Annotated in this window: 23 protein-coding genes; 20 read left to right on the forward strand and 3 right to left on the reverse strand. The window is 32.7% G+C overall.

Annotated features, from left to right (window positions below; translation table 11 throughout):
- The first annotated feature begins 116 nt into the window (after positions 1-116).
- A complete protein-coding gene (locus B0M43_RS17845) occupies positions 117-1,466 on the forward strand; it encodes a M28 family metallopeptidase (protein WP_078007055.1) in 1,350 nt (449 codons plus the stop codon).
- A gap of 105 nt (positions 1,467-1,571) precedes the next feature.
- Here the strand turns inward: B0M43_RS17845 and menD are convergent, their stop codons facing one another.
- A complete protein-coding gene (menD, locus tag B0M43_RS17850; protein ID WP_078007054.1) occupies positions 1,572-3,239 on the reverse strand; it encodes a 2-succinyl-5-enolpyruvyl-6-hydroxy-3-cyclohexene-1-carboxylic-acid synthase in 1,668 nt (555 codons plus the stop codon).
- Between the two features lie 174 nt (positions 3,240-3,413).
- On the opposite strand from menD, the gene B0M43_RS17855 reads away from it, so the two are divergent.
- A complete protein-coding gene (locus tag B0M43_RS17855; RefSeq protein ID WP_078007053.1) occupies positions 3,414-4,592 on the forward strand; it encodes a thioredoxin fold domain-containing protein in 1,179 nt (392 codons plus the stop codon).
- Positions 4,593-4,764: 172 nt separating this feature from the next.
- Positions 4,765-5,262, forward strand: coding sequence for a GNAT family N-acetyltransferase (locus B0M43_RS17860; protein ID WP_078007578.1), 498 nt, complete (start codon positions 4,765-4,767; stop codon positions 5,260-5,262).
- A 286-nt stretch (positions 5,263-5,548) separates the two neighbouring features.
- Here B0M43_RS17860 and B0M43_RS17865 read toward each other — a convergent pair whose 3' ends face one another.
- The gene (locus B0M43_RS17865) at positions 5,549-6,136 is read right to left on the reverse strand and encodes a glutathione peroxidase (RefSeq protein WP_078007052.1); all 588 of its coding nucleotides are present in this window, start codon (positions 6,134-6,136) and stop codon (positions 5,549-5,551) included.
- 876 nt (positions 6,137-7,012) lie between these two features.
- Here B0M43_RS17865 and B0M43_RS17870 point away from each other — a divergent pair.
- The 8 genes from B0M43_RS17870 (at position 7,013) to arsB (ending at position 12,179) form a co-directional block, all read left to right on the forward strand.
- Positions 7,013-7,543 carry an RNA polymerase sigma factor gene (locus B0M43_RS17870; protein WP_078007051.1) on the forward strand — a complete coding sequence of 177 codons (531 nt, stop codon included), beginning with the start codon at positions 7,013-7,015 and terminating at the stop codon, positions 7,541-7,543.
- Positions 7,543-8,331 (forward strand): anti-sigma factor domain-containing protein, encoded by a 789-nt coding sequence (locus tag B0M43_RS17875; protein WP_078007050.1) that lies wholly within the window; start codon positions 7,543-7,545, stop codon positions 8,329-8,331. The genes B0M43_RS17870 and B0M43_RS17875 overlap by 1 nt, the downstream gene beginning before the upstream one ends.
- Positions 8,332-8,436: 105 nt before the next feature.
- Complete coding sequence (locus B0M43_RS17880; protein ID WP_078007049.1) at positions 8,437-8,820, forward strand: DoxX family protein; 384 nt, start codon at positions 8,437-8,439, stop codon at positions 8,818-8,820.
- 11 nt (positions 8,821-8,831) lie between these two features.
- On the forward strand, positions 8,832-9,563 hold the full coding sequence (locus B0M43_RS17885; protein ID WP_078007048.1) for a DUF3667 domain-containing protein: 732 nt from the start codon (positions 8,832-8,834) through the stop codon (positions 9,561-9,563).
- A gap of 82 nt (positions 9,564-9,645) precedes the next feature.
- The gene (locus B0M43_RS17890; RefSeq protein WP_065450233.1) at positions 9,646-9,978 is read left to right on the forward strand and encodes a helix-turn-helix transcriptional regulator; all 333 of its coding nucleotides are present in this window, start codon (positions 9,646-9,648) and stop codon (positions 9,976-9,978) included.
- A gap of 18 nt (positions 9,979-9,996) precedes the next feature.
- Positions 9,997-10,470: a DUF6428 family protein gene (locus B0M43_RS17895; RefSeq protein ID WP_078007047.1), complete on the forward strand. Its 474-nt coding sequence runs from the start codon at positions 9,997-9,999 to the stop codon at positions 10,468-10,470.
- An 18-nt stretch (positions 10,471-10,488) separates the two neighbouring features.
- Positions 10,489-11,121, forward strand: a complete 633-nt coding sequence (locus tag B0M43_RS17900) for a protein-tyrosine-phosphatase (RefSeq protein ID WP_078007046.1) — start codon at positions 10,489-10,491, stop codon at positions 11,119-11,121.
- Positions 11,121-12,179 (forward strand): ACR3 family arsenite efflux transporter, encoded by a 1,059-nt coding sequence (gene arsB / locus B0M43_RS17905; protein ID WP_078007045.1) that lies wholly within the window; start codon positions 11,121-11,123, stop codon positions 12,177-12,179. The genes B0M43_RS17900 and arsB overlap by 1 nt, the downstream gene beginning before the upstream one ends.
- A gap of 522 nt (positions 12,180-12,701) precedes the next feature.
- Here the strand turns inward: arsB and ccsA are convergent.
- Entirely contained in the window at positions 12,702-15,905 is a 3,204-nt protein-coding gene (gene ccsA / locus B0M43_RS17910) for a cytochrome c biogenesis protein CcsA (RefSeq protein WP_078007044.1), read from the reverse strand.
- Positions 15,906-16,295: 390 nt separating this feature from the next.
- Here ccsA and B0M43_RS17915 point away from each other — a divergent pair, with 390 nt between their 5' ends.
- The 9 genes from B0M43_RS17915 (at position 16,296) to B0M43_RS17955 (ending at position 25,856) form a co-directional block, all read left to right on the forward strand.
- Positions 16,296-17,057, forward strand: a complete 762-nt coding sequence (locus B0M43_RS17915) for a Rossmann-like and DUF2520 domain-containing protein (protein ID WP_078007043.1) — start codon at positions 16,296-16,298, stop codon at positions 17,055-17,057.
- Positions 17,041-17,568: an HAD family hydrolase gene (locus tag B0M43_RS17920; RefSeq protein WP_065450313.1), complete on the forward strand. Its 528-nt coding sequence runs from the start codon at positions 17,041-17,043 to the stop codon at positions 17,566-17,568. The genes B0M43_RS17915 and B0M43_RS17920 overlap by 17 nt, the downstream gene beginning before the upstream one ends.
- 164 nt (positions 17,569-17,732) lie before the next feature.
- Positions 17,733-18,659, forward strand: coding sequence for a geranylgeranylglycerol-phosphate geranylgeranyltransferase (locus tag B0M43_RS17925; protein WP_078007042.1), 927 nt, complete (start codon positions 17,733-17,735; stop codon positions 18,657-18,659).
- On the forward strand, positions 18,652-19,236 hold the full coding sequence (locus B0M43_RS17930; protein ID WP_078007041.1) for a Maf-like protein: 585 nt from the start codon (positions 18,652-18,654) through the stop codon (positions 19,234-19,236). Before B0M43_RS17925 ends, B0M43_RS17930 begins: the two co-directional genes overlap by 8 nt.
- A gap of 11 nt (positions 19,237-19,247) precedes the next feature.
- A complete protein-coding gene (locus B0M43_RS17935; protein WP_065450240.1) occupies positions 19,248-19,778 on the forward strand; it encodes a mechanosensitive ion channel domain-containing protein in 531 nt (176 codons plus the stop codon).
- 485 nt (positions 19,779-20,263) lie between these two features.
- Positions 20,264-21,364 carry an AI-2E family transporter gene (locus B0M43_RS17940; protein ID WP_065449493.1) on the forward strand — a complete coding sequence of 367 codons (1,101 nt, stop codon included), beginning with the start codon at positions 20,264-20,266 and terminating at the stop codon, positions 21,362-21,364.
- A gap of 88 nt (positions 21,365-21,452) precedes the next feature.
- Positions 21,453-23,288: a hypothetical protein gene (locus B0M43_RS17945; RefSeq protein ID WP_078007040.1), complete on the forward strand. Its 1,836-nt coding sequence runs from the start codon at positions 21,453-21,455 to the stop codon at positions 23,286-23,288.
- 198 nt (positions 23,289-23,486) lie between these two features.
- Positions 23,487-24,014 (forward strand): hypothetical protein, encoded by a 528-nt coding sequence (locus B0M43_RS17950; protein ID WP_065449491.1) that lies wholly within the window; start codon positions 23,487-23,489, stop codon positions 24,012-24,014.
- A 210-nt stretch (positions 24,015-24,224) separates the two neighbouring features.
- Complete coding sequence (locus B0M43_RS17955; RefSeq protein ID WP_078007039.1) at positions 24,225-25,856, forward strand: hypothetical protein; 1,632 nt, start codon at positions 24,225-24,227, stop codon at positions 25,854-25,856.
- Positions 25,857-25,901 lie beyond the last annotated feature (45 nt).

Here is a 25,901-nt window from a genome sequence, read left to right on the forward strand (position 1 = left end):
AGCTGCAAATGTACGAAGTTTGAAAATGGTACAGTGAAAAAAAATCCATCAATATCTTTTTCAGGGTTTGATTATTTTTTAGTTAAATTTGAGAATCAAAAAATAATTCCAAATCAATGAAAAAGACCTTTTTCTATTCCGTTTTTACTTTCTTGTTTTTTACTCAAATTACCTTTTCCCAAGTTGCTGAAGATCCGGAAATAAAAAAAATGATTACCGAAATTAAAGCAGAAAACCTTGAAGCTACTGTTCGAAAGTTAGTTTCCTTTGGTACAAGACATACTTTAAGTGATACTAAAAGTAAGACCAAAGGAATTGGTGCAGCGCAGCAATGGGTAAAATCTGAGTTTGATAAATATGCGTTGGAATCGAATGGAAGACTGACCGCTGAAATTGATTATTTTAATGTAAAAGCAGACGGAAAGCGTATTAATAAAGACAGTCAGCTTGGGAATGTTATGGCAACCTTAAAAGGAAGCGACCCCAATGACAATCGCGTCCTTATTATAAGCGGTCATCTGGATTCAAGAGTTTCTGATGTTATGAATATAAAATCTGACGCGCCAGGCGCAAATGATGACGCTTCAGGAGTAGCAGCTGTAATGGAACTAGCAAAAGTAATGAGTAAAAGATCTTTTTCTGCCACTATTATTTTTGTTGCGGTGGTTGGTGAAGAACAAGGACTTATTGGTGCAAGATATCTTGCTGAAAAGGCAAAAGAATCCAACTGGAATATCATAGCAATGCTAAATAATGATATGATTGGCAATAGTTTATCAAGCGGAACTAATTTAAGAGACAATACACAAATCAGGGTTTTTAGCGAAACGATTCCGTTTCTTGAAACCGAAGATGAAGCTAAAATGCGTAAAGCAACAAGCCGCGATAATGACAGTCCGTCGAGATTATTGGCGCGTTACATAAAAACGGTTACAGAACAATACGTTGATCAATTGACTGTAAAATTGGTCTATAGAAACGATCGTTTTTTACGTGGAGGCGATCATACTCCGTTTAGTCAAAATGGATTTACAGCAGTTCGTTTTTGTGAAATGAATGAGAATTTTGATCACCAACATCAGGATTTAAGAACTGAAAATGGTATTAAATACGGTGATTTGGTCGAATTTATGGATTTTGACTATTTACGAAAAAACACTTGTTCTAATTTGGCTACATTGGCTAATTTAGCGTGGTCACCAAAAGCACCAGCAAATGTAGGTATCGAAGTTAAAAACCTTTCTAATTCATCTACTTTTTCCTGGAATGCACCAGAAGGAAAACCTCCCTACGGTTATCAGATTTTAATGAGAGAAACATCTTCTTCTCATTGGGAGAAAACCTTTTTTATAAAAGACACCAAAGCTGAAATCCCTTATTCTAAAGATAATTACTTTTTTGCTATACAAACCGTAGATGATTTAGGTCATGCCAGTTTGCCAGTTTTCCCCATTCCCATTCGATAAAATCATAATATAAAAAGCGCCTAAAATTGGCGCTTTTGTTTTTTAAATTCTGAAGAGATTTATCTGTAATATTTTCTAAAAAAACATTTCATTTGGTCTACAATACTAAACCAGCTCTTTAAAATATTGTTTTAAAATAACATCATTTTCTAAAGTTGGAGTAAACACTTCCAGAATTCCGGCAGCATCATTATTACTGTAAAGGTTTTTTATTGCCTCTTCAAGAGATGCTACATCATTGGCAGTAAAATAATTAATCTTATACATCTTTGCTAAATGTTCTGCGGTAAGATTATGCGAAGTTTCGAAATAAGTATTAAATACAGGTTTTTCTTCATGCCCAGGTAAAATTCTAAAGATTCCTCCTCCTCCATTATTAATTAAAATAATCTTGAAGTTTTTAGGGATATAAGAATTCCATAAAGCATTGCTATCGTATAAAAACCCAATATCTCCGGTAATAAATACCGTTTGTATATCGCTTCTTCCTACCGCTGCTCCTATCGCTGTTGATGTGCTTCCATCAATACCGCTTGTTCCCCGGTTGCAATAAACTTCGATTGAAGGATCAATTTCAATTAACTGCGCATAACGGATCGCTGAACTATTGCTTATTTGAAGCTGACTGTTTTTAGGAAGTGATTCTATTACTTTTTCGAATACTTTAAAATCTGAGAATGTAATTTTACGCAAATATTCCTGTTTTCTGATTTTTCGTAAATCGTAAATTTTATCAATTTTTGAGAAATATTTACTTGAAACAAATGCTGTTTTTGGAAGCAGTTCTTTGAAAAAATCGTTTGGCTCCATTACAAAATGTTTGCTTAAAGCATTAAATGTATCGTAAGCACGTAAAGTATCTATGTGCCAGTGATGTGCGGGTTTATATTTTCGCAAAAAAGCTTTAATACGTTTTGAAACAATCATACCACCAAAAGTGATTAAAACTTCCGGTTCTAATTCTTTAAAATCAAAATCGTCAAAAGGTGTAATTAAACTGTCTATACTATTAATAAAACTTGGTTCATGCAAATTTGATGTTGTTTCTGTAAGGACTACAATTGAAGGATCTTTGGCGAAATTTTCGAGAATTTCTTTACTAACAGAATTGGCTTCGTTTATACCTCCAATTAGAATTAATTTTCTTTTTGAAGTATTCCAGACAGAAGCTACATCATCAATATTTTCGATAATTTTTGTTCCGAGAATTTCCTCTGAATGGGTAATCTTTGGTTCAACAGAAAGCTCTGAAACTGTTTCGTATAAAGGTTCTTCGAATGGTGCATTGATATGAACCGGTCCCTTTTGAAGGATTGCAGTTTCGATTGCTTTATTGATTTTTAAATCATTTTCAACGGAAGCTTCTTCGGTTAAATTGGCATTGAAAACGGAGTGATTCTGGAAAACATTTTCTTGGCGAATTGTTTGTCCGTCACCAATATCGATCTTGCTTTGTGGACGATCTGCAGAGATTACAATTAACGGAATCTGACTGTAAAATGCTTCGGCTACAGCCGGATAATAGTTTAATAATGCAGATCCTGAAGTACAAACAATTGCAGTTGGCTGTTTGGTTTGCTGTGCAATACCCAATGCAAAAAAAGCAGCACAACGCTCGTCGGCAATGCTGTAAGATTTAAAATTAGGATTTTGCGCAAACCCAATCGTTAAAGGTGCGTTTCTTGATCCCGGAGAAATTATAATATTGGTGATTCCTTTTGCTAAACAAATTTCGATAATGCTTTGAGCAAGCGCTATTTTGGGGTAAATCATTCTTTTGTGTATTATTTTTTAAAGAAAATCTAAAAGTCGAAGATTTCTTTTTCATATTACAAAGTTACAAACTTCGTGTTGGATTTAACTTATAAATAGGAAGATATTAAGGGCTGTTTTTAGAAAAAGGAGATATATTTGTAAATCAGATTTTTTAATAAAAATAAACTTTCTATGCGCTTCTTTTATATTTTTTTCCTTTGCTTATCTATACAAGCTGTACATTCTCAAAATCAGTTTGTTCCGGATGATACGCCGTATAAAATAGCTTTAGAAAATGCAAAAACTCAGGGAAAACCTCTTTTTGTAATGCTGTATGCTGATTGGTGTCCGCATTGTAATCAAATGAAAAAGGAAGTTTTTAGCGATCCCGCGGTAATGGATTTTTTAAATAAAAACTACGTTTGTGCCTGGAAAAACGTTGAAAAAGAAGAAGGTATTACCCTTAAGGATAAATACAATACCAAATCATTGCCTACCTTTTTATTTATAGATCCAAGTAGTGAAGTTCTTTTATACGCTTTGAAAGGAGAATCGAAAAAAGCAGATTTTTTGACAGAAGCCAATTATGCTTTGAATCCCAGAATGCAATTGCCTTATTTAGAAAAAGATTTTTTTGCTGATCCAGGTAATTCAAACAAGTTTTTTGCTTATTTGAATACTTTAAAGAAAGGAAAAGACAGAACCGATTTATCAATCCCGACACATATTTACCTGAATACACAATCTGATACACAATTGGTTAGTGAATTGAATTGGCGTGTTATTGCAAATGGTGTAACGGACATTAAATCAAGAGAATTTCAGTATGTTTTAAATCATCAGAAAGATTTTGCTGCTGTGGCTTCTCAAAACCGAGTGGATCGTAAAATAGAAAGTATTGTAAATGAATTACTTCGTCCTTATGTCGATAATTTAGATACTGTAAACTACTATAAACAAAGAGAAATAGCCAAATCGATTCGTTTACAAAAAATCGATTCTCTTGTATTTAAATTTGATTTGACCTTGGCGGAAAGAACTGAAAAATGGCAATATTATAAAAAAGTTACTCTTGCAGATACTGAAAAATTAGTCTGGAATGATGCGAGTTTCCTAAAAGATATCGGACAAACGTATTTGAAACATATTACTGACACTGAAAGTTTGAAAAAGTCTATTTTGTGGGTAAGACATTCTCTGGAATTGAATGATTCTTATGATGGAAATTTACTCATTGCCCAACTTTATAATAAAATAAAAGACAAAAAATCAGCTCTGATATATGCAAAAGATGCCAGGGAAATTGGTATCGAAATGGGTTGGGGCACTAAAGATGCAGATGATTTATTGGCTGAACTCAATAAAAAATAAATTTAAAATAAATACGAAATTCCAATCCGAAATGCTTTTTTAAAAGTTTTGAATGATTTGGATACTAAATAAAACTTTAACAATTAAAATAGCCACGAATTCACGAATTGATATTTATGATTAAAATAATTTAATTCGTGAATTCGTGGCAAAAAAAACTACCAAAAACAAGATGGACGTAATACTTAGACCAGCTACAACCAACGATTTAGAAAAAATCCTTGATATTGTAAATCACTCGATTTTGCACACAACCGCAAATTATAATTATGATATTCAAACTATCGATATTCAGACCAAATGGTTTGAAGACAAAACAGCCAAAAACCTGCCCATTGTTGTTGCTGAATTAGAAGGCGAAGTTGTTGGTTTTGGAAGTTACGGGCAATTTCGTGAGAAAATTGGCTATCAATACACAGTTGAACATTCTGTTTATGTAGTTGATAATATTATAGGTAAAGGAATTGGATCAAAACTATTACTTGAACTGATTCGTTTGGCCAAAGAGCAGGGTTATCATGTGATGATTGGAGCAATCGATGCAGATAATGCAGGAAGTATTGCTTTTCATGAAAGATTTGGTTTTGTTGCAACAGGAACTATTCGCGAAGTGGGTTATAAATTTGATCACTGGCTTGATTTGGTTTTTATGCAGTTGATATTGAAATAGTTTTTTTAACCGCTAAGAACGCTAAGATTTACGCAAAGTTCGCGAAGGTTTTTGCTTAAAGCTTTTTTTGAGAGCGCAAAGCTTTGTGAATTTGTTTTTGCTCTTTTTATGACAAAAAAAATCCGCTTAATCCGTGTTTTCGCTTGCGAATCGGCGTCATCTGCATTCAAAATAGGACATTTTATTTAGCTAGTGAGATTACTTCTTTCCTCGCAAAGACAAAAAAAATCCACAAACTTGAAATTACATTCAAATTTGTGGATTTTTTGGTTGAGATAGTTGTTTATTAACTTTTTATCCAGTTGATTACTTCAGGATCTGTTGGCAATGTTCTTGGCTTGATAACCTTTACCAATTCACCTTTTTCGTTGATAAGGTATTTCTGGAAATTCCATTCTACTTCAGAATCCTGTAAGCCGTTTTTAGATTTTTGTGTCAGGAATTTGTAAACCTCGCACATATCATCTCCTTTTACAGAAACTTTATCCATCATTGGAAAAGTTACTCCGTAATTTTGTTGGCAAAAAGTTTCGATTTCTTTGTTTGTTCCCGGTTCCTGCGAAGCAAAATTATTCGCAGGGAAACCTACAATTACAAAACCTTTATCTTTATACTCTTTGTAAATGGCTTCAAGATCTTTGTATTGAGGCGTTAATCCGCATTTTGAAGCGGTATTTACGATCATTACTTTTTTTCCTTTTAATGATGCAAAATCAAAGGTGTCTCCTGATAGATCCTGAACTTTAAATTGGTAAATATTTTCTTTTGCCATAGTTTTATCTGTTTTAGATAATTTATTTTTACTTGTCTGAGCCTGAGCTTGTGAACTCAATAATAAGATAAAGCTACAAGCTATAAATGCTATTTTTTTCATTGATCGATTTTTTTATAAAATTAGTCAAAAACTGGTTTAGGATACTATTTTGAGATCTTTATTTTTATTAAACATAAGTTAAATAAAAAATTGAAGCCTAGCGTTAATCAGACGCTAGGCTTCCCCCCATACAAACAAATCAAACCATGAATTTAATTGTAATCTATTTTTATTATGTTAGTTAAAATTATAGTTGATGCCCCGGTTATAGTGAAAATTATATTTAGAATCATACAACCTTATATTTTTAAATATTATTTTATTTCTGGCGTTTAATCTTATTATATTCTTATCAGCGTAAATTTGGCATTTAGTTTTCTACTCTAATTTTCGGTTTGGAAGTCCGATGACATCAACTATGCAATGCTATATTTAAATCTGAATTAAATTTGTACTTCTTTTATATTTTTATTTGATAATTATATCCAGATTTTTTACAATCATTTCTAAAATCACTTTTACTGCCTGTCAATGCTAAAACTGTTGTCAAGCCCACAATTAATATTCTTAAATCATATCTCATATTGATGACATTTTATTATTGCATACTTACTTTACAATTTCAACCTTTAACAACTGTTAAATTTCAACTTGTCATCTCAAACAAAAACAGCTTTTATATTCTAATTTTGAAGCTCTTTTCTTTCTTCTGCTATTTTTCAGGATTATTGTTTGATGTTATAATAGCATTTACGTAATAGGTTTGCTTTTGGTTTTAAAAAAATGAAAAAAAAATAATATTTTTTTCAAACCCCTTATTTTTCTAGGTTTCGGACTATTAAAAAAAAATAAAATTTCACAAAAAAATAAATTATCTTTATCTCAATCTATAAAAATGTATACTAAAATTTTGTTTAAGCTTAAAAACCTAAATCTATGAGTCAAGATGAATTGCTAGTTTTAATTTACAAAAAAGACGAAAGAGCTTTTACCCATTTGTACGATATGTATTCGAAAAGTCTTTTTTCGGTTATCAATGTTCTGATAAAAAATCGTGAAGAAGCAGAAGATGTTTTGCAGGAAGTTTTTGTCAAAATTTGGAAAAATATCGATACTTATAATGAGAGTAAAGGGCGATTTTATACCTGGATCCTTAATATTGCAAGGAATACATCGATTGACAAACTAAGATCTAAAAATTTTAATAACAGCCAAAAAAACCTTTCCTCAGATAATTTCGTAAATCTGTTAGACGACAGTAATAAACTTACTAATAGAATTGATACAATTGGAATTCAGGAATTTGTAAAGAAACTAAAGCCAAAATGTATTGAGATTATAGATTTATTGTTTTTTAAAGGATATACCCAACAAGAAGCTTCAGAAGAATTGGCATTGCCACTGGGAACTATCAAAACGCAAAACAGAAACTGTATTAACGACCTACGTAATTATTTAAAAATATAATGGAAGCACAAGAATATATAGACTCAGGAATTCTCGAATTGTACGTTTACGGTTTATTGACTGAAACTGAAAATCTGGAAATAGCCGAAATGGCTAAGAAGAATCCCGAAATGGAACAGGAAATTATTGCAATAGAAAAAGCTATTGTGGCTTTGTCATCCAGCTTCTCCCCTTTTCATTCGGTAGCTAATTTCGAAAAAATAAAGGCTCGTTTAGAGCTGAAACATGGCAAAGTAGTCGACATGAAACCGGCATCGACCTGGTCTCAATATGTGGGATGGGCTGCAGCGGTATTACTATTACTGGGACTTGGATATCAAACGCTGGAACTTACCAAAACAAAAGAAGCAATTTCTACTGTTGGAACTGAGAAAGATAAAATACAAAGAGAATACGCTTTCTTAGATCAGCAAAATAAAGAGACAGAGAAAAACTTAACTATTGTCAGGGACATTAAAAATACTGGGGTAACACTTGGAGGTCAGGCAGTTTCGCCTAATTCATTTGCAAAAGTGTATTGGAACAAGCAAACAAAAACAACTTATATTGATGCTGCAGGTTTACCAACACCTCCAAAAGGAATGGTGTATCAGGTTTGGTCCTTAAAATTAAGCCCGGTACTTACGCCAACAAGTATTGGTTTACTGGATAATTTTGAAGGAAACTCGCAAAAAATCTTTGCTGTAAGCCAAACAGATTCTGCAGAAGCATTTGGAATTACACTTGAGCCCGCAGGCGGAAGCTTAACGCCTACAATGACACAATTGTATACTTTAGGAAAAGTTTAAAAATAAACTTAGCATAAAACTCAGAACGCATATTAATTTATTTTGATGTGCGTTTTTTATTATTTTTATTTCGAATAACTCACTACTAATCAAACCGCTAAAACCATGAACGGAACTTTCCTTTTGCGAATTGCAGTTGCGATCATCCTCCTCACCCATTCTGTTTTTGGAATATTTGATAACGGAATTAATGATTTTGGCAATTTATATTTAAATCAAATTGGTTTTGCTCCTTTTGGTGTTTTTATAGCGTGGTCGATAAAATTATCACATATTATCGCGGCTGTTCTTTTGATTCTTAATAAGTATCTTAAGTTGGCAGGGTTTGTTACCATTTTTATTCTGATAATGGGCATTATTCTGGTGCATTTTCAGGAAGGCTGGTTTGTAGTTGGTGGCGGCAGAAATGGCATGGAATATAATTTTTTACTTATTATAGTTTTACTGGCTATTATGTATCCTCAGGGACTTGCAAAAAGAACGAATTAATATATCACGCCATGGAGATTATCTGTAAAAACTGCCAGCAACATTACACGGGAAATTACTGCAACAATTGCGGACAGCCAGCTGAAACTCATAAAATAAACGCACATTATTTATGGCATGATATCCAGCACAGCTTATTACATTTTGATGCAGGAATTCCTTATTCTATAAAACAATTATTTACAAGGCCTGGACATTCTATTCGGGAATTTATTGAAGGGAAACGCATCAAACATTTCAAACCTTTGTCTTTGGTGACTGTTCTGGCTGCATTTTACGGATTTTTATACCATTATTATCACCTGAATTTATTTAAGGCCAATGAGGCTGATTTAAATCTAAATGATTTTAATGAATGGAATGCAACTCATTTTGCCTGGACAACAATTGCAACTATACCTTTTTATACTATTGGAACTTATATTGCTTTTAGAAAACAAGGCTATAATTTTTTTGAACTTTTTGTTCTCAATACATTCAAAGCATCACAAAGGCTTTTTGCTCAAATTTTAGTATTTCCATTATTGCTTTATTTTAATGGAACACCTCATATGCAACAGATTTTGAATTTAATGTATATAATAGGTGTCATATTAATTTTTTGGACCAATATCCAATTCTTTAATACAATTTCAAAAACAAAAGCATTCTTGTTGTCTATAGTAAGTCATATCATTTTTTTAATTTGCTTTTTAATAGTAATGACTATTGTGCTTGTGATGACGGGAAGACTTTCATTATAAATCCCTAAAAAAGAAAATAATAAACTATTTTCTTTTTTTATTTCAGATCTATATCGTAATATTGCAATATAAAAATAAAACGATGGGAGCTACAAAATCAGATCATTTTACAGAAAGCCAAAATGAGTTGGCAATTTTAACCAAAGCTTTAGGTCATCCTGCACGAATTGCTATAATCGAATATTTACTAAAAGTAAATACATGTATTTGCGGCGATATTGTAAACGAACTTCCACTTTCGCAACCTACAGTTTCCCAGCATTTAAAAGAACTTAAAAACGCTGGATTAATAAAAGGAAACATTGAAGGAAATGCAATTTGTTATTGTATTAACGAAGTTGGTTTCGAGAAAATAAAAGTTTTTTTCACTCAAATTGAACTTCATTTAGAAAAAAGAAAAAATGAATGTTGTTAACTATTAAATCAAATTATTATGAAACTTTCAGAAATTAAAAAAATACTTACTACTGTTGAAGCTGTAAATTTTCAACTTCCTGACGGAAAATTTGTTCCCGAATATTTTCACGTGACCGAAGTAGGTTTAATCACTAAAAACTTTATTGATTGCGGTGGAGTTGTTCGTAAAGAAACTGTCGTAAACTTTCAGCTTTGGAATGCCAATGATTATGAGCATCGTTTAAAACCTCAAAAATTGATTCATATCATAGAACTTTCGGAAAAAATTTTGGGAATTGAAGATTTCGAAATCGAGGTGGAATATCAAAATACGACTATTGGCAAATACGACTTAGATTTTAATGGAAAAGATTTTTTATTATTAAATAAAACTACTGCTTGTTTGGCCCAGGATCAATGCGGTATTCCATCAGAAAAACCAAAATTAAAACTGACTCATCTAGGCAATGACGATGCTAATTCTTGTACACCGGGCGGAAATTGTTGTTAAACTTAAAAGCTTGAAAAAATGTCGAATCACAATGCTTTATTGCCGGGAATCCAAACTTTGGTTTCGTCTTTTGATTTTGCTTCAATTTCAAAAGATCGTAGAGAAACCCTCCAGCTTCTTATTAATTTTGTTCAGCTAAAGTCTGATCATCATGAGGAAATCAGGTTAAATTTAATTTGCACGCATAATTCCAGACGAAGTCACTTGGCTCAGGTTTGGTCGCAAACGGCTGCCTATTTTTACGGAATTCAAAATGTTTTTTGTTATTCCGGAGGAACTGAGGCAACAGCTTTATATCCTAAAATTGCCGAAACATTAGCGCAATCAGGTTTTATAATTACAAAATTATCAGAAAGTAATAACTCTGTTTATGCTATAAAATTCTCAGGAAATCAAGCTCCTATTATAGGTTTTTCTAAAACTTATGATGATGATTTTAATCCTGAAAATGAATTTGCAGCCATTATGACTTGCTCGCAGGCAGATGGCGGTTGTCCTTTTATTTCAGGAGCCGAGAAAAGAATTGCGATAACATATGATGATCCAAAAGCTTTTGATAATACGGATCAGCAAACAGAGAAATACAATGAAAGAAGTTTGCAAATTGCAACTGAAATGTTTTATGTTTTCTCTCAAATAAAAAAAATATAATGTCTGTAGATCATTGTCATCCCGTTTCGGGAAGAAAAAAGCTAAGTTTTCTGGATCGGTTTTTAACGCTTTGGATATTTCTGGCTATGGTTGTTGGTATTGCTGTCGGATATTTTTTTCCGTCAAGCGGAAATTTCATCAATTCGTTTTCTAACGGAAGTACTAATATTCCGTTGGCTATAGGTTTGATTTTGATGATGTATCCACCGCTCGCTAAAGTCGATTATAGTAAAATAGGAGAAGTTTTTAGAAACACAAAAGTTCTTGGCGCTTCCTTATTTTTAAATTGGATTGTCGGGCCTGTTTTGATGTTTGCCCTAGCATTGTTATTTTTAAAAGATTATCCCGAATATATGATTGGGCTAATTTTAATTGGGCTGGCGCGTTGTATTGCAATGGTTGTGGTTTGGAATGATCTTGCCGACGGAAACCGCGAATATGCAGCCGGATTAATTGCTTTAAACAGTATTTTCCAGGTTTTACTTTATAGCGTTTATGCTTATATTTTTATAACCGTTTTGCCTCCTTACTTTGGGTACACCGGTTTTAATGTAAATATTAACATGATTGACATTGCTGAAAGTGTTGGTATTTATTTAGGAATTCCGTTTGGTTTGGGGATTATAAGTCGTTTTGGCTTGATAAAACTTAAAGGCGAAGAATGGTTTAAAAATCGATACATTCCGTTTATTTCTCCTGTTACTTTGATTGCTTTGTTGTTTACAATAGTTCTTATGTTTAGTCTTAAAGGCGAATTGATTATTCAGATTCCGATGGATGTCGTTCGAATCGCGGTCCCCTTGACAGTTTATTTTGCATTAATGTTTATGATTAGCTTTTTTACAGGAAAATATTTTGGTGCCGATTATTCTAAAAGTGCTTCTATTGCTTTTACTGCTACAGGCAATAATTTTGAACTGGCGATTGCTGTTGCCATTGGTGTTTTTGGCATTAACAGCGGACAGGCTTTTGCCGGTGTTATTGGGCCTTTAGTTGAAGTTCCCGCTTTGATTGCTTTGGTAAATGTTGCTTTCTGGTTTAGGAAGAGAGTGTTTTGATCTAAGGGTCTGAGTTGCTAAGGTGCTGAGATACTAAGATGCTAAGTTTTTTGAGTTTGGTTCTTTGTTATAACCAAAGTTGAAGATCGTTACAATATATATTATACATCTTTTTTTATGTAGATTTGATTGTGTGCCATCTATTTGCTTGTCATATTTTGCGTATCATATATTGCCTATCATATATTGCGTACCAACGGTTGAAACCGTTGGCTATGTTTAAAAGCTGATATTAATAATTTGTGATTGAGCTAAATCATGGCTTAATTTAAAATTTTCTAGTTTTCGCATGGAAGTATTATGAAAACGAAAGCCCTAGCCCTGATAGAAGCGGTATCCTTTTTCTGGCTCTTTTAGCCAGGAAAAGATACAAGTGGATAGCAGGAAATAGCTCCTAATTCTTCAACTTATCTAAGAATAATAGACGAAAATTTTGAAATATATCTTCTTATATAACATAAAAAAAGGTTCAACTTTTGACGGTTGAACCTTTTTTTGTGAATTAATAAAATACCTTTCTTATTATTTTTTCTTTTTATAATACTTGCGGTATTTTGGATATGTTAGAATTCCGATAAGGGAAATTGTTCCTAATGAATACCAGATCCAGCTCAATGAATGTGCTTCTCCGCTTGCATATGAATGTAAACCTACTAAGTGGAAGTTCACTCCGTAATAGGTGAACAAAATTGAAATGAAGGCAAACATACTCATTAAATTAAAAAACCATTGTCCTCTTAAGGAAGGAACAAATCGAGCGTGAATTACAAAAGCGTACACCATAATCGAAATTAAAGCCCATGTCTCTTTTGGATCCCATCCCCAGTAACGCCCCCAGCTTTCATTGGCCCATTGTCCTCCAAGGAAGTTACCAATCGATAGCATGATTAGACCAATTGTTAAGGCCATTTCGTTGATATAGGTTATTTCTTTGATATTTAAATCCATTTTGGCTTTGTTTTTTTCGTTGGTAAAGAAGATTAAAATTAATCCAACAAAACCCAGAATCATACCTAAGGCAAACGGACCGTAACTTGCTACAATTACCGCTACGTGAATCATTAACCAATACGAGTTAAGAACCGGTTGCAGGTTTGCAATTTCGGGATCTATCCAGTTGGCGTTTGCAGCCATAAAAATCATCGATGTTACGAAGGCTGCTGATGCAACGGTAAGTTTTGATTTTCGGTCGAAAGCGAGTCCGAAGAACATAGTTGCCCAAGCGACGTATACAATTGCTTCGTAAGCGTTACTCCAAGGCGCGTGACCTGAAATGTACCAACGGGCAATTAATGCGACGGTATGAAATGCAAATATGACTCCTATTAATATATGGAAACCATTTACGGTGATTCGCAAAAACTTTTTATCAAAAAAGATACTGAAAAGTGTAAAAATCAACATGAAGATTCCGGCAAGCGAATACCAATAGAACATTTTTGGTAAAATATTGTATTCGTTATACGCTATTTCAAGATCTATTTTCTTTTCGCTTGGACGTACTTTACTACCAAATTTCTTTTGAAAACCATTTATACTTTCGACCAACTGATCGGCGGTATCAAAGTTCTTAGAAATTGATCCGTTATTTAAAGCACTGAAATATAAAGGCAGAATTTGTTTTACATAAGTAGAATCCATTCCTTTTAATCCTGCATTCTGAATTTCTAAATACGAAATCCACTTGTTGTTTGGATCATTTGGGATTGGAAAAATTTTCAGGATACTTCCGCTTAAAGCAGATTCCATTAAATTTACTTTTTTATCTGTTTCGATAAAATCTTTTTCAAAACTATTTGGATTCGCTGCTTTGTATGCTGCATCTAAATATGGAGATAATTTATAATTTCCGTTTTCGTCAAAGAATTTTACAAAAGGTGCCAATTTTGCTTTTCTGTCTACGCCAATGATTTTACGAATACTATCATCTTTTGTATTTAAATAGATAAGCGGAACCTGTATCCAAACCTGAGCGTACTGAGTCATTGACAAGAAAACCTGATCAGAATTCATTCCGTTGTAGGTATCGCTCTGACTTACTTTTCTCAACAATTCAGATGAGAAAGTATTAATAGGTTTCATTCTACCACCGGCATCCTGAATAATCAGGCGACCAAATTTAGCAGCGTGTGCTTCCGGAGCTTTATAAATTGTAAGTAATGAATCTAATTGTTTTTGACTTGGTGCTGCTGTTACGTGATTGGCATGATCGTTAGGGTCTGCAGGATGATCGTGATTGTGATCATGACCTGGCGTATGAACGTGTGGTGCCTGAGCAAAACCAGCGAAACTGAACATTAAAACCAGAATGGTAATTAATTTTTTCTTTTTTACATTATCTAGTTTGCGTTTTAGATCAGCAAAACGAGAATGTTTGGTAAACATAATAGCCATCAATCCAAAATACAACATAAAATAGCCAAAATAAGTAATAGAGGTTCCCCAGAAATCATGGTTTACAGATAATACAGTTCCTTTTTCATCCGGATCGAAAGAAGATTGAAAAAATCTATATCCTTTATGGTCTAAAACGTGGTTCATATAAATGTCTGCGTCAAATGTTTCTGTAGAATCCTGAACGGTTACTTTACTTTCAAAAGCCGAATAACTTTTCTCAGTTCCGGGATATTTCGTTGCGATAAAATCGTTTAGTTTTATTTTGAATGGTAAAATATAAGCTTTACTTCCGTAGAATAAACTGTATTCGATTTTACCAATTTTTACCGTTTGAGGTTCTCCTACGCTTCCTTTAGATCCTAAAAGACGTACTTCTTTTTCCTGACCATCTGCTTTAACTTTTACAATTAAGGCATCGTGATGTGTCTTGGCTTTAAAATCGTTATTAGATTCATAATCAACAATTCCTCTTACAGCAGGATCCGGAAAAACGATTCGGATATCACCAATACTATATAGGGAACGCATCATAAGAGGCTGTATATTATCTTTGGTTACAGCTCCTTTTAATTTATCTGCCATTCGCATAAACTCTCCTTCAAAAGGCGTTTGAATGGTATATTTTTCACCAGTTGTATTAATGTTAATTGCGCCTTCGGTAGGTTTATTTAATGCAAATAATACATTGTGAATGTTTTGAACTTCTCCTTCTTTCAGGAAATGTTCTTCACGTCCGCCAGCTCCCGCTTCAACCAACTTAAGGTATAAAGTTCCGTTTGCAGAAGGTTTTATCGTTTCTTTGGCTCCCATGATATAATTAACGTAAGTCACTTCAAAAGGAGTTTCGTCGAATTTGCCTGAAAGTGTAAAATCATTATTGGTAACTGGTGAAAACAGTAATGCCCTGTCAAAAACTCTACGTTTCATTTCGCCCTTATATTCTCCGTCTGCAAAAACAGTTAAGAATGTTTTGTCTGAGTAGATTTGGTTTTCGGCAGCGCCTTCACGAATTGGCATCATACCTTCGTAACTGATATATCGTGTAATAAAAGCTCCTATAAGAATAAAAATAAAAGCAAGATGAAGTATAAGCGTTGCCCATTTTTCTTTTTTATGCAATTGGTAACGTTTGATGTTTCCAAAGAAATTGATCAGGAAAAAGACCATTATCGCTTCAAACCACCATGTATTATAAACCAGAATTCGGGCTGTGTCTGTATTGTATTTACTTTCGATAAAAGTACCAACACCCATTGCGATAGCAAATGTTAAAAAAAGAACAGACATTAATCGTGTAGAAAACAAAAAAGAAAATATTTTTTTATCCATTTTTGAGGAATTACATTGTATAAAAGTGGCACAAAAGTACTTAAAAATGTTGAGTTCCAATATTTGAAGTTTGTTAATAAAAACCAAAAATAGAATAGCTATTTAAGTCAAATTCACAAAAATGTACTCTTAATTTTACAAATTTAAAATAGTTACATTTATAACTAAAGTGACTATTAGTCGCAATATAAAAGAGTTAAACTTTTTTGTGATAGTAAAACTTTTTCTTTGGTTTTAAAATATCAATTTGATAAAATATCTGTTAGTAGATTAACGTTTGCATATCGTTAACAAAATAACGCACCATTAAAATCATTTTAATCGGTGTAATCTCATGCTAAACTCTGTTTTGGCTATTTTCTTTAAAAAAAATAATGCTAATTTTGCGCTATGATTCGAATAACAGTAATTGGTTCAGGGAATGTTGCCCAACATTTAATAAAAGCTTTCGCCAAAAGTGAACTTGTAGAAATTGTACAGGTATATGCAAGAAAAAAGGAAGCTTTAAGTTCTCTAATTGAATTTGATAAAATCACAAGTGATTTTGAAGAATTGCAGGAAAGCGATTTGTACATTATTGCCGTTTCAGACAAGGCTATTGCAGATGTTTCGAAACAATTGCCTTTTCAAAACCGAATTGTTGTGCATACATCAGGCGCTGCTTCTCTTGATGTTTTGGATGCAAAAAACAGGAAAGGTGTCTTCTACCCGCTTCAGACATTCTCTAAAAACAAAGAGATTGATTTTTCAATCGTTCCGCTTTGCTTAGAAGCCGAAAATACTTTTGATTTTCGTGTTTTAGAAACCGTTGCTAAAAGTATTTCGAATGCCGTTTTTGCTATTAATTCAGATCAAAGAAAAGCGTTGCATGTTGCAGCAGTTTTTGTAAATAATTTTACGAATCATCTGTATCATATAGGAAAGGAAATTTGTGGAGAACATCAGGTTCCTTTCGAAATTTTAAGGCCCTTGATACAGGAAACTGCCGAAAAGATAAATACTCTGGATCCTGTCGACGCTCAAACAGGACCGGCAAAACGCAATGATAACAATACAATTGCTGCGCATTTGGACTATTTGACCAATGAAAATCAAAAAAACATCTATAAACTTATAACACAATCTATTCAAGATGATAGACAAGCACTTTAAAGAAATAATGAACGACATCACTACTTTTGTTTTTGATGTTGATGGCGTACTTACAGACAGTTCGGTTTTTGTAACCAACGAAGGAGAAATGCTTCGTACGATGAATATTCGTGATGGTTTTGCCATGAAAGCGGCTGTTGAAAGTGGACTTAACGTTTGCATTATTTCCGGCGGAAGCAATGAAGGCGTTCGTATTCGTTTACAGAATCTTGGCATAACAGACATTCATTTAGGAACACCAGATAAAGTTAAAACTTTTAAAGAATACACTGAAGCCTATAACATTAAACCAGAACAAGTATTATATATGGGCGATGATATTCCTGATTTTCATGTCATGAAATTAGTAGGTTTACCAACCTGCCCGCAAGATGCAAGCCCTGAAATTAAGAATATTTGCCGTTACGTGTCACATGTAAAAGGCGGAAAAGGTGCTGTACGAGATGTTATCGAGCAGGTTATGAAAGTACAGGGGAAATGGATGGAATATTTTAACGGGAAACACGATTAGTTTTCAGTTTCAGTCGCAGTAACAATGTTTCGGGTTTCAGGTTTCAGGTTGGAAATTACGAAAACCTAAAAAAAACCTTTGCCCCTCTGCCCCTTTGAACCTTTGCAACTTTTAAAAAAAAACTTAGTCCCTTAGAACCTTAGCCACTCAGAACCTTAAAAAAAATGAAATTCCTCAAACTCATTCGATATAAGAACCTACTGATGCTTGCTTTTATGCAGGTATTATTTCGTTATGCTTTTTTAAAACAACAGAATATTCCATTAGCTCTGGCCGACTGGCAATACGGATTATTGGTTTTGAGTACCGTTTTATTGGCTGCAGCTGGTTATGTAATTAATAATATTTATGATGTTGCTACCGACACTATTAATAAACCTGAAGATGTTGTAATTGGGAAAGGAATTTCAGAAACTGCGGGCTATAATATTTATGTAGCGCTTAATATTACAGGTGTTGCTCTTGGTTTTATTTTGTCGAATATCATTTTAAGACCTGGTTTCGCTTCATTATTTATTTTAATTGCTTCATTACTTTATTTTTATGCAACAACCTTAAAACAAATCATGATTTTAGGGAATTTTGTTGTGGCATTATTGCTTTCGGCAAGTGTTATAATCATTGGCGTTTTTGATATTTTTCCGGCAACTAATGCTGAAAATCAGGCACAAATGGCAAGCTTTTTTTCGATATTGACTGATTATGCTTTATTTGCTTTTATGATTAATTTTATACGTGAGATAGTTAAAGATATCGAAGATGTAAATGGCGATTACAATCAAGGAATGAATACCTTACCTATTGCAATAGGAATTAGTCGTGCTGCAAAAATTGCTGTTGGTTTTGCTGTAATTGCTTTTATATTATGTTTGCTTTATATCAATATTTATTTTTTTCAAAATAATCTTTTTATGGCAACATTTTATTCTTTTGCTTTTGTTCTGGCACCACTTCTATATTTTATTATAAAAATAGTTTCGGCAAAATCTAAAAAGGATTTTCATCATTTGAGTACTATTTTAAAACTAATTTTGTTCTTCGGAATTTTATCTATTCTAATAATTACCTTAAATATCAAGTACAATGCTTAAAGAAAAACTAAAAAAATATACTTTAATCCTGGCTTCAGGCTCACCACGCAGACAACAGTTTTTTAAGGATTTGGATCTTGATTTCGAAATAAGATTAAAAGAAATTGAAGAAGTGTATCCTTCTGAATTAAAAGCAGTTGAAATCACGGATTATTTGGCTGCATTAAAAGCAAGTGCATTTGATGGCGAATTAAAAGAGAATGAAATTTTGATCACCAGTGATACAATAGTGTGGCATCAGAATAAAGCTTTAGGAAAACCAAAAAATGCTCAGGAAGCTTTTGAAATGATCAAATCAATGTCAAACGACACGCATGAAGTTTTTACATCGGTATGTTTTAGAACAAGCTTTACTTCTACTGTAATAAATGACGTAACGAAAGTAACTTTCAAAGATTTGTCAGACGAAGCGATTTTGTATTATATCGAAAACTATAAACCTTATGATAAAGCGGGTGCTTATGGTATTCAGGAATGGTTTGGTTTTATGGCAGTTGCAAAAGTCGAAGGTTCTTATACCAATGTTATGGGCTTACCAACAGCTAAAGTTTACGAATATTTGAGTACTTTAGTGTAAAAAATATATTTATGTTTTCTTTTAAAGAATATAGTCAGGAAATTTTTAGCACCATAATTCTTCTTTTCGCTTTAGTCGCATTAAGAATGATTATTGCAAAATTAATTCGCCGTTATGCCAGTACAAGTCACCTATTAGAACATCGAACTAACTTGGTGATCAAGTATATTCATATTTTAATGAATATATTGGTAACCATTAGTTTAATCGTAATTTGGGGAGTGGATACCAAAGATATTTTTATAACAGTTTCTTCTATTGCGACCGTAATTGGAGTTGCAATGTTTGCTCAATGGTCAATTTTAAGTAATATTACTTCAGGAATGATTTTATTCTTTTCGTTTCCTTTCAGAATTGGCGATACCATCAAAATTCACGATAAAGATTTCCCTATTGAAGCTGAAATCGAAGATATTAGCGCTTTTCACGTTAATTTAAAGACAAAAGAAGGGGAGAAAATTATTTTTCCTAACAATTTACTGCTTCAAAAAGGTATCTCAATCATGCCGACACATTACGAAGAAAAAGAGTTTTTTGATTAAAGAATTTTAGATATTAGGCTTTAAAAGGTTGGGCAAAATTTACCGCAGAGCTCGCAAAGTTTTTTCGCAAAGTTCACAAAGGTTTTTTGATAAAAAGTTCTGTAAAAGTTCACAAAGCTAATTCTTTACATCATTTTATTTTACTAGCTGTCGAAAAAAAATTTGTGCTAATTTGTGGAATTTGTGGTTAAAAAGTTTCTCGCACATTTTAATTTTGAAAAATAAAGCAGATTTTTCAAAAAAATTTTAAATCATTTTATCCAAGATTGCTTATCGAAAGTTTAAAAAAAAATTGGACCAATTCGTGCAATTCGTGGCAAAAACCCTACCGCATTCAAGTCAAAAGAAATCCTCAAATTTTATCCATCAAAATCATAATGGGAATTTTATAAACTATTAGAGAAAAGCTAAAACGATATTTTTGAATTAAAATATAATATTTGTTTTACCAAATTCTAGTTTTTTTATTAAATCACCAAAATACAATGATTCGCACCATAAAATTACCGTTTTATGCTAAACTTGCTTTTATATTAGTTAGCTTCATCTCATTTGCTTTTATATTTTGTGCCGGAAAAGACATTATTACTCCAGTCTTAATGGCCTTTCTATTTTCTGTATTATTAGTACCCATTTTTACTTTTTTGCACACACGATTAAAATTCCCCAGACACCTTGCCGCAGCATGCTGTATTTTAATTTTTGCTGCATTTATTGTAGGTATTTTAATCTTTATCTCTTATCAGGTTAGTGATATTGCCAATGATTTTGATACGATAAAAAAGAATGCGAATGCATTTATAACCGATATTCATAAATTTGTAAAAGACAATTTTCATGTAAGTATTGGCGAGCAAAAAAAATATATTGATACCGTTGCAAAAGATTCTGTGCAAAACGGAAAAGCGACTATAGGATCTGCATTAGTATCTATAACAGATCTTCTTGTAGACTGTACCATTATACCTATTTATACCTTTTTGTTTCTATTATATAAAGATCATTTTATTTTGTTTTTGGCAAAACTGGTAGATAAAGAAGATCATGCCAGATTAAAAGATATTTTATCACAAATTAAAGTTTCTATTAATAACTACATTGTTAGTCTGATTTTGGAGATGATAGTCGTATCTGTATTAACAGCTTTAGGACTTTGGATCATCGGAATTAAATATTTTATATTATTAGGATTGATTACCGGAATTCTTAATCTTATTCCGTACATAGGAATTTTAATTGCCGGAATTATCACTGTTTTGGCATCTTTAACAGGATCTGCAGAAACTTCAATAATAGTGGGTATTTTAATCGTTAACGTAATTGTTCAATTGATAGACAATAATCTGTTAGTGCCTTTGATAATTAATTCTAAAGTAGAAATCAATGCTTTTGTTTCTATCATGGGAATAATTGTTGGTGGTGCAGCCGCAGGAATATCTGGTATGTTCTTAGCAATTCCTCTTTTGGCTATTTTAAAAATTATATTTGACAGAATCGATTCTCTAGAACCCTGGGGCTACTTAATGGGTAATCACATGCCCAGAAAATTTACCTGGAGAATTCGAAAAGTAAAAGTAGAAAACTAAAAAGTATTCCGTTTTTACAATAAAAGTCTTATTAATTTACTATATTCATATCAAAAAAATAACTTTTTAAGCGAGTTTAAATTATCTAATGTCAATAAACACCAAAATAATATTTTTTATTCTCTTGTGCTTTTCTTTGCAAAGTGCCTATGGTCAGGTTGATAAATCAAAGAAAGATACAAACGTAAAAAAGGACAGTACAGAGGTTTATACTAAAATTAAAAATTATTCTAAAAAAAATAAGTTTACTCAAACACTTCATAAATTATTATTCAGGTCGGCTAAAACAAAAAAGAAAGAACCAATTCTGGTACAAAATGACACCACTAATTTTAATGGCAAAATTATTAGAAAAATCATTATTGAAACTTTAGACCCTTTTGGACATTCTCTTACCGATACTGCTCAAAAGCCTAAAAATTGGGGGGAAAGAACCGGAAACAGATTGCATCTTAAAACCAAGAAAATAGCGATTTACAATTTATTATTATTCAAAAGAAATACTCCATACGACACTTACAAAGTACAGGAATCCGAACGTTTAATACGATCTCAGAGATATGTTTCTGCGGTAAGAGTAACAAACAAAGTAGCAGGTGTAGCGTCTGATTCTGTAGATGTTACAATTCGTGTTTTGGATTCCTGGAGCACCATTCCAAAATTTTCAATATCCAGTAATCGTGTTTCTATCGGGGTAAAAGAAAAAGATTTTTTTGGATCTGGACAACAGCTCGAATACCGTTTTACAAATCGCTTTGATGATGGACGCAACGGTAATGACGTCACATATACGGTACCAAATATAAAGAATACCTACATTGGTGCAGTACTGCATTATAATATGGATCTTGATAACAATTATACTAAAACGATCAATATTGAACGTCTCTTTTATTCTCCCCTTACCAAATGGGCTGGAGGTGCTTATGTGGGGCAAATTTTTAGAAGAGATTCCTTGCAGGCGCCAGCGCCAGACAGCTTGTATGCCTTTCAGCCTTTTAAAAACAATTTTCAGGATTTATGGGTGGGACATGCTTCTAAAGTATTTGAAGATGAAAATGGAATCACTAACTTGGTTGCTTCCGGCCGATTCCTTAATATTAATTATAAGGAAAGCCCTTCTCATCTTTATGACCCAACCAATTTTTATTCAGACGAAAAATTCATCTTAGCCGGTATTGGACTTAACAGACGTAAGTTTATAAAAGAAACATATCTTTTTAGAAACGGACAGGTTGAAGATGTCCCTATTGGCAGAATTTATGGTCTTACTTTTGGATATCAATATAAGAATACCTTTTGGCGACCTTATGTTGGAGCGCAATTTTCATTTGGAAATTACTATAGATTGGGTTTTTTAAGTATGAATTTTGAAGCAGGAACATTTTTTCATCAATCGAATACTTACCAAACGGCATTCCTGATGGAAACCAACTACTTTACAAAGCTGTATAAAATTGGTAACTGGAAAATAAGACAATTTGTTAATCCTAAGTTTGTTATAGGTGTAAACCGTGAAGATATTATTGGCGATCAATTGAATATCAATGAACAAAATGGCTTAGCGGGTTTTAATAGTGCTATATTTGGCAGCAATAAAATGGTTTTGTCACTTCAGACCCAAACCTATTCTCCTCATGCACTTTGGGGATTTCGTATGAATCCATTCTTTAATTACTCAATTGCTGTATTAGGAAGTCCGAATGATGCAATGGGTAGAAATAAGGCCTATCAAAAAATTACTTTAGGATTATTAATCAGTAATGACTATTTAGTATTTAGTTCTTTTCAGCTTTCAATATCTTATTATCCTTCTATTCCTTTTCAGGGAGACAATGTATTTAAAACAAATACATTTGAAACAACTGATTATGGCTTGCAGAACTTTGAGCTTGCTAAACCAAGGGCTGTTGAATACAGATAATTGAATTTTTTACCTATTTTTTATAAAAAAATAAACTTTATAAAACGTTTTAAAAATCAAATCGTTACAAAAAAAAACAAGCAAATATTACTCGTTAAAACGTTTATTTTATCCGACGAAGTGCATTCTGTTTTTATTTTTGGCACAGTATATGAATATCCCTAAACAGGAATAACATTAACATTAAAACTAAAAAAAATGAAAACAATAAAAATAGCAATCGCAGGATTATTTCTTTTGGTTGCAAGCGCCACACAAGCTCAGGTATCAATAAATGTTAATATAGGATCACCTCCTGCTTGGGGTCCTGCAGGATATGCCGAAATGGAATATTATTACTTGCCGGACATTGAAGCATATTATGATGTAAGAGCTTCTCAGTTTATTTATTTTGGAGGAGGAAGATGGATGAGAACAACTTACTTACCAAGACAATATAGAAATTACGATTTATACGGAGGATATAAAGTAGTTTTAACAGACTACCACGGAAGAACTCCTTATACTTACTTTGATCGTCACAGAGTGAAATACTATAAAGGATATCACGGTGCACCACAAAGACCGTACAGACCAAGAGAAGTTTATGGTTATAATGATCGTCGTAATGATCACAGAGATTACAGACGCCACGATAACAGAAACCACGATAAACACGACAGACATCATGATAAACATGACAGACATGATGATGATCACGGACATGGTGGCCATGGAAGAAGATAATTATCTAAAGAGTTAATTTTCAACACAAGAGAGTATCAAATTATTGATACTCTCTTTTTTCCTTTAAAAATTAACTACTGAAGCATCAATTATTGCACTTTTAACATAAAAGACTAAAAAACAAAGGGTTAAAATAAAACATTCTTAATAAATGCCCTATTTTACTATTTTTATGGCTTATATTTGCAAAAAATTAAATTAAAGAATAACATGAAAAAAAGAGTTTATTTATTTTCGCTTTTAGTAATATCGCTTTTTACATTCTGTACAAACAATGATGACTCAAACAGTGGTAATGAGGCAAAAGATAATACTATCGAAATCAATAATGATATTACCTCTTTAAGTAAAAGACTGGATTATACAAATTCAGGTGTGCTTTCTATTACAGGTTCTTCAGCCGGAAAATTCTCTAAGAGTACTGAATCATCAACAAACAGTTTACCATTAGTACAAATTGCAGAAGTAAATCCGCCAACAGACAGTAACGGAAGAACTTTGCAAGCCAATCATGTAGCGGTAAACGGAAACTATGCTTATGTAGCCTACACCATGAGTGGTGAAGTTTATTCAGGAGCTATTGATGTTATTGATGTTACAGATCCTTATAAACCCAAATTAATCACATCGGCATTGATTGCCAATACTGATATTACGTCGCTAACTTATTCAAACGGAAATTTAATTATTGGAGCAGCAACTGATATTGATAAAAATACTGCATTAACTAGTCCGGCAGTTTTGATTACAATGCAATTGAGTTCCGGCCTGCTTACAGATAAATACACTATAACAGATCTTGAAGGAAAAGTAACTACTGATGTTGCGACAAATTCGAATTCATACTTTGCTACGACAGGAGATCAGGGAAGTTTATTTAAAATAAATAGTGCTACTAAAGCAATAACAGCAAAAGCAACGTTAGAAGATTTACGTTCTGTAGCAATTAGTGGAGACAAAATTGTTACTTTAAGCGGTACTAAGGGAGTTAATATTTATAACGAATCTACTCTTTCATTACAAAAAAGTTTTACAACAGCTACAGATGTTAGCGGAGCAAAAAGAACAATGGATTTTGATGGCACCAAACTTTTAGTATCTGAAGGATACAATGGTTTAGGCGTTTATGATATCAACAGCGGTTCTAAGTTACAAACTATTGCACTTGCAACTGCTGGTGAGGATAACGTAACCAATGCTGTTTCTGTAAATGAGGGTTATGCATTTGTTGCCAATGGTGCAGCAGGATTAAATGTGTACAAAACAGGTTCTCAATTGAATTTATTAGGAACAGTAAATATTGTAGGTTCATCAAACTATGTAAAATCAAGTGGTGATTTTATTTATGTTGCAAGCGGAAAAGGTGGTTTAAAAATCATCAAGATGGAAAAGCCGAATACTATTTTTGCTGGATGTACAGACTACGGCAGCTATAATCAGGGTCAGAATTTGATTTTAAATTCGAATGAAATAAAATCATACTCAGGTTCTACGGCAATTAGTTCAGCTATGATAAATTCTGGTGCGATATTAACACACTGTGGATCAATCACTGTTCAAAATGGCTTGACTTTAAACAGCGGGGGAACCTTTAATATGAGAGGAACTTTTGCACAAGGTAAATACCAACAACAAAATCCTACGGAGTTAATCATTAACAGTAATGCAGTATTGCAAATTGAAGGTACAGTTGTAATCTGGGGTGATTTAAGATTAAATAGCGGAGCTAAAATTAATTTTATAGGAAACGATTCGTCTATTACCATCTACGGAAAAGTAACAAAAAATAGTAATGTAACCATTACCGGAACTTATAAAGACACAGAAAGTAAATTGAAATAATTGTTTCTGCATTATTTTAGAATAAGAATATAGGTTTATATATTA

Source organism: Flavobacterium sp. KBS0721 (genome assembly GCF_002007065.3).
Lineage (GTDB): Bacteria > Bacteroidota > Bacteroidia > Flavobacteriales > Flavobacteriaceae > Flavobacterium > Flavobacterium piscis.

Excerpts from the sequence above, each read along its gene's own strand:
- B0M43_RS17845 (WP_078007055.1), top strand. The coding sequence starts at position 117 with ATGAAAAAGACCTTTTTCTATTCCGTTTTTACTTTCTTGTTTTTTACT.
- menD (WP_078007054.1), bottom strand. The coding sequence starts at position 3,239 with ATGATTTACCCCAAAATAGCGCTTGCTCAAAGCATTATCGAAATTTGT.
- B0M43_RS17855 (WP_078007053.1), top strand. The coding sequence starts at position 3,414 with ATGCGCTTCTTTTATATTTTTTTCCTTTGCTTATCTATACAAGCTGTA.
- B0M43_RS17860 (WP_078007578.1), top strand. The coding sequence starts at position 4,765 with ATGGACGTAATACTTAGACCAGCTACAACCAACGATTTAGAAAAAATC.
- B0M43_RS17865 (WP_078007052.1), bottom strand. The coding sequence starts at position 6,136 with ATGAAAAAAATAGCATTTATAGCTTGTAGCTTTATCTTATTATTGAGT.
- B0M43_RS17870 (WP_078007051.1), top strand. The coding sequence starts at position 7,013 with ATGAGTCAAGATGAATTGCTAGTTTTAATTTACAAAAAAGACGAAAGA.
- B0M43_RS17875 (WP_078007050.1), top strand. The coding sequence starts at position 7,543 with ATGGAAGCACAAGAATATATAGACTCAGGAATTCTCGAATTGTACGTT.
- B0M43_RS17880 (WP_078007049.1), top strand. The coding sequence starts at position 8,437 with ATGAACGGAACTTTCCTTTTGCGAATTGCAGTTGCGATCATCCTCCTC.
- B0M43_RS17885 (WP_078007048.1), top strand. The coding sequence starts at position 8,832 with ATGGAGATTATCTGTAAAAACTGCCAGCAACATTACACGGGAAATTAC.
- B0M43_RS17890 (WP_065450233.1), top strand. The coding sequence starts at position 9,646 with ATGGGAGCTACAAAATCAGATCATTTTACAGAAAGCCAAAATGAGTTG.
- B0M43_RS17895 (WP_078007047.1), top strand. The coding sequence starts at position 9,997 with ATGAAACTTTCAGAAATTAAAAAAATACTTACTACTGTTGAAGCTGTA.
- B0M43_RS17900 (WP_078007046.1), top strand. The coding sequence starts at position 10,489 with ATGTCGAATCACAATGCTTTATTGCCGGGAATCCAAACTTTGGTTTCG.
- arsB (WP_078007045.1), top strand. The coding sequence starts at position 11,121 with ATGTCTGTAGATCATTGTCATCCCGTTTCGGGAAGAAAAAAGCTAAGT.
- ccsA (WP_078007044.1), bottom strand. The coding sequence starts at position 15,905 with ATGGATAAAAAAATATTTTCTTTTTTGTTTTCTACACGATTAATGTCT.
- B0M43_RS17915 (WP_078007043.1), top strand. The coding sequence starts at position 16,296 with ATGATTCGAATAACAGTAATTGGTTCAGGGAATGTTGCCCAACATTTA.
- B0M43_RS17925 (WP_078007042.1), top strand. The coding sequence starts at position 17,733 with ATGAAATTCCTCAAACTCATTCGATATAAGAACCTACTGATGCTTGCT.
- B0M43_RS17930 (WP_078007041.1), top strand. The coding sequence starts at position 18,652 with ATGCTTAAAGAAAAACTAAAAAAATATACTTTAATCCTGGCTTCAGGC.
- B0M43_RS17935 (WP_065450240.1), top strand. The coding sequence starts at position 19,248 with ATGTTTTCTTTTAAAGAATATAGTCAGGAAATTTTTAGCACCATAATT.
- B0M43_RS17940 (WP_065449493.1), top strand. The coding sequence starts at position 20,264 with ATGATTCGCACCATAAAATTACCGTTTTATGCTAAACTTGCTTTTATA.
- B0M43_RS17945 (WP_078007040.1), top strand. The coding sequence starts at position 21,453 with ATGTCAATAAACACCAAAATAATATTTTTTATTCTCTTGTGCTTTTCT.
- B0M43_RS17950 (WP_065449491.1), top strand. The coding sequence starts at position 23,487 with ATGAAAACAATAAAAATAGCAATCGCAGGATTATTTCTTTTGGTTGCA.
- B0M43_RS17955 (WP_078007039.1), top strand. The coding sequence starts at position 24,225 with ATGAAAAAAAGAGTTTATTTATTTTCGCTTTTAGTAATATCGCTTTTT.